The following is a 7,005-nucleotide window of genomic DNA, read 5'->3' as shown; positions in this document are numbered from 1 at the left end:
TAACTTAGTTCCGCTAAGAGCCTCTTGGGCTACTTTGATGCGTTGCTCATCATAAAGGATATTGCTTTTCATACATTTCATTCCCCCTCACCGATATTGTACCTTATTGCATATTGATGACTCCAATCCAATTAGGGGGCTTCAGAGGAATTCCCTCTGAAATTTGAATTAACTGTAAAATATGTAGTTAAAACTGCCACTTTTGTGCCTATCGAATAAAATGTCTAAAATTACCTGTAGCTTATCCATCTAATCTAGTTTTCGACGAGAAATCCCCAAATTTAACTGTAGAAAATCCATCTACTCGCGCGGAGCACGGGATAATATAAAAGGACATGCCCCATGTGCATGTCCTTTCCCCTAAATGCCATTTATATGATCATACATCTATGCTTGTTTGGCATGAACCATGGGTACGGTGTATGTTGCCGATTCGATCCAGGTCTTATCGGAAAATTCCCGGCCACGAACCACCACTTCGTTGGTGTAGATTTGAACATACATGCCTTGCGCACAATTGGGATTGTCCGTGCTGCGTGTTTTGCCGACAGAAGCATTATTGAACCAGTGAAAGGTGTTCTGTGTGTTATAGTGATTTTCCGTTGCGAAGTTACGATGGGTGTGCCCTGACAGGACAAAAACATTCTTATAAGGCGCTAAGATTGCCCGAAACTCTTTGGCTCGGAGCAATTGAGGCGGTTTCCCTTCTGTATCGGGTGCCGGCAGTGGTTGATGGATGAAGACGAAAGCTGGCTTTCCATCTTCATGCGTTTTCATAATATTTTCGAGCCAGGCAAGCTGCTTATCCGAATACCATGCACCCTCCCCCACCTCAGGGTTCTCCTGCACATAGGTCTCTTGCGACATCATAATCAGATGTACATCATTCATCCAGACATCTTTGTAAGGCTTATCTTTATAGCCAAAAAACTTCATGAAGCGTTCACGGGACATCGCATCAGTTTTCCCGTTGGGGACAGTTTCCGCGGACCAATCTCCCTTACTGCTTATCCAAATGTCGTAATAGTCGTGATTGCCCATATTCGCGTAGAGAGGCGGTAATTTGTAGTTGTCTAATACTTTTCGGAAAAGCTTGTAATCTTGATCCCGGCCTATATCCGTGATATCCCCGCCGAATACGATCGTATCTACGGGCGACTCAAAATGAGTGATATCTTTCAATGCCGAATGAAGCTTATCAATAATCGTAGTGGTGCCATTGTTGGAAATATGCACATCGCTAAGTAGGAAAAATGAGAGTAATAATCGATGATTGTTGGAGTCCACCGAAACCGGATGTGCGGATACTTGCGGGATTATGTGCTCCTGCGAGGCATCCGTCACCGCTACTTTCGTATCAGATCCCTTTAATGATTGTTTGAGCAGTGCACCGACACCCGTTAATGCGAATGCGGTTGCAAGCAATCTTTTAATAAACTGTCTACGCGATAACATGAAGCTTCCCCCCAGAGGATAAATCATCTATGTCATTTACTAATTTAATTTTATCATATTGTCGTCATAAATTTAGTAAAACATTAGAGATTTTTTAACTCTGCCACTCCACTACTCTACTGCATAATCTATTCACTAATTGATGCTCATGACTAATGACCAGTATACTTGTATGATTTCGCTCAGCCCATTTCAGCACCGACTGCCAAATTTGTGCTTGCGTAATGGCATCGAGCATGGTGCTCATTTCATCTGCGATCAAATAACGAGTGCCGGATCCGAGCGCCMTAGCAACGCATATTCTCTGCAATTCTCCACCCGATAGTTCGCTAGGGTAGCGATTTAACCACGCATCCTCAATGGCTAGCTCCGATAACATATGTTCGTCAATTTTGCCCGACTCCGCCAATGTTCTCCGCAGCTTCCATTTGGGGTTCACCGCCTGTTCAGGATGCTGAAGAACTAATTGCACAGGATTTCGTACACCAGAAGGTATCGAACCGCCGTCTAGAAGAACATGACCTTCCGTGGGTTGAAGGTGTCCCGCAAGTAATTTACCAAGCGTAGATTTGCCGCAACCACTTGGCCCGACAAGTCCGACAAACTCGCCAGCTTCCATACGAATAGTCATTTGCTGCAAAACCCATGCCCCTTTGTTATAACGATAGCCAAGTGATTTCCCCTCAAGTGGCATGCAAGCACCTCACTTCTCCGTTCCTCAGTGTACGCGGCTCTGGTGAAGACTCTTCACATTCGATTGTTGCTGACGAACAACGCGGAGCAAACACGCACCCCTTCGGTAATGCATCCGGTAATGGTTGAGAGCCAGGGATAGCAACAAATTGTTGACCTGGGAGTGCTTTCCATAACGCCTTTGTATAGGGGTGTCGCAGTCTCTCCCCGTTACCCGTAAAATCGCTGCGCTGCGCAATTTCCACAACCGTTCCCGCATATAACACGGCAATTCTATCCGCTACAGTTAAAGCAGCCTCGATATCATGTGTGATCAGCATCACCGCGCAGCCGTCCTCCGCCAATAGACGGAAACGATTCAATGTCTCCGTCATTGCTAAAGTATCAAGTCCGGGTGTTGGCTCATCGGCGATGAACAATCTAGCTCCGCTAACCGTTGCGGTTGAGACAAGAATTTTACGAGCCATGCCACCGGATAACTGGAAGGGAAACCATTTTGCCACATAATCAGCGAGGTTATACTTGTTAAAAGCCATCCGCCTAAGTGCTACCGGGTCACCTTGACGAACGGATTGCTCCACCTGCTCGCCGACGCGTATCAATGGATCCAAATACTGAACAGATTGCGGGATGAGCGCGATTTCTTTCCCACGTATCCGTCTCTGTCTATCTGKGGTCAATTCTTCTCCCTTAAATTGGATGGTACCAGATACCTGGGCATTATTTGGAAGAATGCCTAATATGGCATGTGCGAGTAGACTTTTACCAGAACCGCTCGAACCTACAACGGCTAGAATCTCTTGGGCTGCAACGGATAGATGAAGATTATGTATCGTTTCAGTGTTCACCTGTCGCAGGCGGCGATCAAGCCGATTAAATCGGATAGAAAGCTTGCTAATTTCTAGCATAAGTGACCTCCTCTCACGTAGATGTCCGTGCTTATTTATCATGCGTCTGTTGTGGGTTCACGAATTGTTTTAAATTTTCGCCTAGCATAGCAAATGTCCGTACCATTATTAATAAGCACAAGCCAGGAAACAAAGCTAACCACCACTGACCTGAAGATAAATAACGCATGGATTCTGATAAAATGATACCAATTGCAGGCTCATGCGGCGATAGCCCCATCCCAAGAAAGGTAATCGAGGCTTCATGTAGGATGGCATGTGGAACAACTAGAATGATTCCCACCAATATTTGTGGAACTAGATGAGGAAGGATATGCCTTGTTGCGATCCACCACCGGGATTTGCCGAAATTACGAGAGATAACAACATAAGGAGCCGTTTGAATCTGCATAACCTCAGCGCGAATAACCCTCGACAAGGCTGGCCAATGCGTCAACGCGACGCCAATGATAATGCCTTTGGCCCCTCCACCTAGCACAAATGAAATCAAGAGCAGTGTTACTAAATGAGGCACACTAAGGAATAAATCAGTCACCCAATTAATGAAATGATTCACAACTTGACCCAAGACGGCTGCTGCAATTCCCATCATACTGGCAATCACAACACTTGAAATACCGGCAGTTAGCCCTACTTTCAGACTGAGTAGTAATCCTTTCATAGTCCGGGTAAACATATCCCTGCCTAGCCAATCCGTCCCGAATGGGTGCATAGTGGATGGCTCTAAATTACGCTGCGTCAAATTGGTGGCTAAACCCGAGTCATCAAGCCCCATAGACATTGCGATCAAAGTTAGTAATAGGAACACAGCAATCATTGTTGAAATATATAATCTCAGTCGATGATGAAGCTTGGGAAGCACCATTCCGACGCGCATAAGTTGCTTCATGAACGACTTCCCTCCTTCATCCTCGGATCAATAAAACGATAACTTAGGTCAGCCATCGCATTTCCACAGTACACAAATAGTGCACTAAATAATACAACGCCCATTAACAAAGGGATGTCTCCTCGAAGCCCTGCTTCTACAGCAGCCTGTCCCAATCCAGGATAAGAAAATACTTGTTCAGCTAAGACAGCTCCACCGAATAGCTCGCTGAATGACGCAAATTGCAGTGTAATAGCTGGCAAAGCCACATTCCTTAGACCATGCCTCCAAAAGATGGTGAATCCTCGCTCACCGCGGGCTCTGGCAAATAACCAGTATTCCTTTTCCGTGACATCGATTAGCTTTTCTCTCGTATGCAGTGCAATTGCTGCGATCCCTGTCACGCTAAGTGTCAGCACAGGCAGGATCATATGTCGAACTCGATCTATGAATTGAACCTGATCTGCTGTGGTGCCAGCAGGAACGGCAAGTCCTACAGGTAGGATGCCGAGCCATACCGCAAACACAAGCATAAATAGCAAGCCAACCCAGAACGTTGGTGTCGAGGAAAGAGTGTAGCAGTACCATCGGATACCTTTATCAACCCATGTATTCCGATTCATTGCGGCTAATACGCCAGATACGAATCCGATCAGTCCGGACAACAGCCATGCTGCCCCCATGAGTGCGAGAGATGCGGCGAACCGTTCACCGATCACCTCCAGCACAGGCCGACGGTAAATCATAGAAGTGCCTAAATCACCACTCACCAAAGCGCTCAACCAATGCCAGTACCGTAGGAGTGGCGGATCATTTAGCCCCCAATACTGCACAATGGCTTCACGCTGTTCTGCACTAACCTTCATCATATCCGCGCCAACATAAGCTTGAATGGGATCAATGGGAGAGAAGTGAACGAGCATAAATGAAATGGCGCTCACAGCAAGCAACAGCAGTAATAAACCTAATCCTTTACGAAGGATAAATGGATAAAGTTTTAAGAGTTCCATCGCCATTCCTCAATGTTATCGGTAAAAGGCCAACCATGACCATGCGGATGAATTTTTTGTTTACCGATATCGAGACCAGATTTAACCAAATAGAGGTGATCTAGATTCACTAACCATGCCCATGGTGCATCGCCGTTGGCGCTCAAACCCGTTTCCCCATCCCATTGTGCCTTTTTCCAAAATGCCCAAGCATCCTTCTCGTTCGTTGCCCGTAATGCTTGTGTCATATAGTTTTCAACCTTCGGATTGTTGTAATATCCAGGATTGTAGTATTCTACACCGCCAAATTTATTACTGTATACATTGTACATTTCGAGCGGATCATGGCTGCCCCAGCCAAAAAGCACTGGACTCGCATGCATTTGTTTCTCCATCTCGTCCCAGCTTTTTCCTTCTGCTTTAACTTGAATACCTAACGGTTTCAACATATCGGCAGCAGCAATGGCAAGCGATTGACGAGTCACATCACTAGATGGGTAAAGCAGATTGAAAGCTGCCTTTAATGCCCCTTTTTCAACAATGCCATCATTGTCCGTATCTTTCCATCCGTTATCAGCAAGCAGCTTTTTCGCTGCATTCATGTCTGCATCTGCGATAACTGACTCTTGGTTGAACCATGGAAGACCGTCGTTCAGCGTATAGGCTGGTGTACCATGACCCTCTAGGATACCTTGTACTAGGCTTTTTCTGTCTATCGCGATATTAATAGCCTTACGTATGGCTGAATCGGCCGTAACATCATTACCAATTGGATAGCCTTCTTTCGTTTTACCGCCTGATTTCACATAAGGAAACATAATGCCACGATTGTCGACAGTTCTGGCAGCTTTCAATTCCATTCCGCTTACTGCCTGTTTGCTAAATGCTGCTGGAATGGCAKCCATGTCAACGGTTCCCGCCTTCGCAGCAGCGAAAGCAGCATCCTCACCGAGGAATAAGAACGTGATTTTCTGGAAAAATGGTTTGTTCCCGTAATAATCTGTATTGGCTTCAACAATTAATTGCTGACCTTTATCCCATTGAATTAATTTGTACGGCCCTGAGCCAATCGGTTTAAGCGCATAATCCTTACCATGTGCATGTTTCGGGACGATACCTGTTGCAACAAGCATTTGTGCAAATGTGGATTGAGGTTCTTTGAGCATAAACGTAACTGTCGTTTCATCGGAAACTTCTACAGTCTTTAAGTTACTCAAATCGATGGACGAACCGCTTGCTGAAGCCGCTTGGTACGTATATTCCACATCTGCTGCTGTCAAAGGTTTACCATCACTGAACTTGGCGTCTTTACGCAACTTAACTGTCCAAACCAAGCCATCCTGACTTACCTCATACCCTGTAGCTAAATCATTGACTATATTCAAATCTTTGTCTCGTTTGAGCAGGGTGCTTTGGAATAAAGGTGATCCGTAACGCCCCCACCCTGTTGTCGGATCAAATCCTGCCTCTGGCTCCCMCCCAATGGCTAGAACAATCTCTTTCTTGGCCGTTTCAGCCACTGGCTGAGGCTTTTGTTTCGTACAAGCAGTTACCAAAGTTAATACGGTTAATACAATCAGAATCATGGATAAACGATGCTTCAAATGAGTCACTCCCTCAATGTTCACGTGTGCAGTGTTACGATTTGGTAAAATTGTAACACACATTACATTGGAAATGAACTTATTTTTCCAATATTCCTATACGCCCAACAAGCACCTCAAATGTGAAAGATGACTTGATAAACTTCAAAATTCACAAATACTCACAACGATTAGTGATATTACAATCTTCATCAATCGAATTCAAAATTTAGGATCTTAAGAACTTCACATATGTGTGAAGTTTTTTCTTTATGAACACACAAAAAAACCAGCCTTACGGCCGGTTTTTTGATATTGATTATGCAAATTTAGAGGTTTTCCAACTGCTTGCCCAGATTGTCCAACATGATTGCAGTCCCATGTTCTCGTTGTTCAGGTGTATCATGGCCATCTAGGAAGACGCCTTGTTCAGTGAATATCAACTTTGTCCCCGTACCCTCTGGCTTGAACTCAACAGTTGTCACAGAAATCGACATCCGATTCTTATC

7 protein-coding genes are annotated in these 7,005 nt (G+C 45.1%); all 7 read right to left on the bottom strand.

Annotation, left to right across the window (positions count from 1 at the left end):
• Positions 1 to 387: 387 nt before the first annotated feature.
• A complete protein-coding gene (locus tag AC1DLM_RS34140) occupies positions 388 to 1,455 on the bottom strand; it encodes a metallophosphoesterase family protein (protein WP_477572472.1) in 1,068 nt (355 codons plus the stop codon).
• Positions 1,456 to 1,549: 94 nt separating this feature from the next.
• Positions 1,550 to 2,149 (bottom strand): ABC transporter ATP-binding protein, encoded by a 600-nt coding sequence (locus tag AC1DLM_RS34135; RefSeq protein ID WP_477572471.1) that lies wholly within the window; start codon positions 2,147 to 2,149, stop codon positions 1,550 to 1,552.
• Positions 2,139 to 3,056 carry an oligopeptide/dipeptide ABC transporter ATP-binding protein gene (locus AC1DLM_RS34130; RefSeq protein ID WP_477572470.1) on the bottom strand — a complete coding sequence of 306 codons (918 nt, stop codon included), beginning with the start codon at positions 3,054 to 3,056 and terminating at the stop codon, positions 2,139 to 2,141. Before AC1DLM_RS34130 ends, AC1DLM_RS34135 begins: the two co-directional genes overlap by 11 nt.
• Before the next feature lie 31 nt (positions 3,057 to 3,087).
• Positions 3,088 to 3,945 carry an ABC transporter permease gene (locus tag AC1DLM_RS34125; protein ID WP_477572469.1) on the bottom strand — a complete coding sequence of 286 codons (858 nt, stop codon included), beginning with the start codon at positions 3,943 to 3,945 and terminating at the stop codon, positions 3,088 to 3,090.
• Complete coding sequence (locus AC1DLM_RS34120; RefSeq protein WP_477572468.1) at positions 3,942 to 4,934, bottom strand: ABC transporter permease; 993 nt, start codon at positions 4,932 to 4,934, stop codon at positions 3,942 to 3,944. Before AC1DLM_RS34120 ends, AC1DLM_RS34125 begins: the two co-directional genes overlap by 4 nt.
• Positions 4,922 to 6,499, bottom strand: a complete 1,578-nt coding sequence (locus AC1DLM_RS34115) for an ABC transporter substrate-binding protein (protein ID WP_477572473.1) — start codon at positions 6,497 to 6,499, stop codon at positions 4,922 to 4,924. Before AC1DLM_RS34115 ends, AC1DLM_RS34120 begins: the two co-directional genes overlap by 13 nt.
• 326 nt (positions 6,500 to 6,825) lie before the next feature.
• Positions 6,826 to 7,005, bottom strand: a 180-nt coding sequence (locus AC1DLM_RS34110; protein ID WP_477572467.1) for an SRPBCC domain-containing protein, incomplete at its 5' end; no start/stop codon positions are given.

The sequence above is a fragment of the Paenibacillus sp. 01T442 genome (assembly GCF_056398345.1).
The sequence above is the reverse complement of the archived record's forward strand: the minus strand, read 5'-3'. Positions and strand labels throughout refer to the sequence as shown.

Bases quoted from the DNA above. Each gene is read 5' to 3' on its own strand.
- AC1DLM_RS34125 (WP_477572469.1), bottom strand. From the start codon at position 3,945: ATGAAGCAACTTATGCGCGTCGGAATGGTGCTTCCCAAGCTTCATCAT.
- AC1DLM_RS34140 (WP_477572472.1), bottom strand. From the start codon at position 1,455: ATGTTATCGCGTAGACAGTTTATTAAAAGATTGCTTGCAACCGCATTC.
- AC1DLM_RS34120 (WP_477572468.1), bottom strand. From the start codon at position 4,934: ATGGAACTCTTAAAACTTTATCCATTTATCCTTCGTAAAGGATTAGGT.